The 1448-nt window shown below is 68.0% G+C and carries 1 protein-coding gene; it reads right to left on the reverse strand.

Annotation, left to right across the window (positions count from 1 at the left end):
* On the reverse strand, positions 1-1447 hold a 1447-nt coding region (locus UK12_RS32565), incomplete at its 3' end, for an acyl-CoA carboxylase subunit beta (RefSeq protein WP_197085364.1).
* Between the last annotated feature and the right edge of the window lies 1 nt (position 1448).

Below are 1448 nucleotides of genomic sequence, written 5' to 3' on the forward strand. Positions count from 1 at the left end.
ACATCGGTGGGTTGCCGTGCTTGCGGCTGGGCAGGTCGGCGTGCTTGGTGCGGAGCATGGCGAGGGAGGAGGCGAGGACCTGCCGGGTCTCGGCGGGGTCGATGACATCGTCGACGAGACCGCGTTCGGCCGCGTAGTACGGGTGCATCAGCTCGTTCTTGTACTCCTTGATCTTCTGCGCGCGCATCACCTCGGGGTCCTCGGCCCCGGCGATGTCCCGCCGGAAGATCACGTTCGCGGCGCCCTCGGCCCCCATCACCGCGATCTCGTTCGTCGGCCAGGCGAACGACAGGTCCGCCCCGATCGACCGCGAGTCCATCACGATGTACGCCCCGCCGTACGCCTTGCGCAGGATCAGCTGGATCCGCGGCACCGTCGCGTTGCAGTACGCGTACAGCAGCTTCGCGCCGTGCCGGATGATCCCGTCGTGCTCCTGGTCCACCCCCGGCAGGAACCCCGGCACATCCAGCATGGTGACCAGCGGAATGTTGAACGCGTCGCACATCTGCACGAACCGGGCGGCCTTCTCACTGGCATTGATGTCCAGCACCCCCGCCAGCGACTGCGGCTGGTTGGCGATGATCCCGGTGACATGCCCGTCGATCCGCGCCAGCACGCACAGCACATTGGTCGCCCACCGCTCGTGGACCTCCAGGAACTCCCCGTGGTCGACGATCTCCTCGATCACCTTGCGCATGTCGTACGGCCGGTTCCCGTCCACCGGCACCAGGTCCAGCAGCGACTCGTTGCGCCGCTCCACCGGATCGTCGTTCACCGCCGCCGGCGGCATCTCCCGGTTGTTCTGCGGCAGCAGCGACAGCAGGTAGCGCACCTCCTCGATGCACGACTGCTCGTCGTCGTACGCGAAGTGCGACACCCCCGACACACCCGAGTGCACATCCGCGCCGCCCAGCCCGTTCTGCGAGATCTTCTCCCCGGTCACCGCCTGCACCACGTCCGGACCGGTGATGAACATCTGCGAGGTCTCACGGACCATGAACACGAAGTCGGTCAGCGCCGGCGAGTACGCCGCCCCGCCCGCGCACGGGCCCAGCATCACGCTGATCTGCGGGATCACCCCCGACGCGCGGGTGTTGCGCTGGAAGATGCCGCCGTAGCCGGCCAGCGCCGTGACACCCTCCTGGATCCGGGCACCCGCACCGTCGTTCAGCGACACCAGCGGCGCACCCGCCGCGATCGCCATGTCCATGATCTTGTGGATCTTCTGCGCGTGCGCCTCACCCAGCGCCCCACCGAAGATCCGGAAGTCATGCGCGTAGGTGAACACCGTCCGCCCGTGCACCGTGCCCCAGCCGACCACCACACCATCGGTGTGCGGCCTCTTCGCCTCCAGCCCGAAACCCGTCGCCCGGTGCCGGCGCAACGGCTCCACCTCACGGAACGAACCCTCGTCCAACAGCAGATCGATCCGCTCACGAGCCGTCAGC

The sequence above is a fragment of the Saccharothrix sp. ST-888 genome, assembly GCF_000955975.1.
GTDB lineage: Bacteria > Actinomycetota > Actinomycetes > Streptomycetales > Streptomycetaceae > Kitasatospora.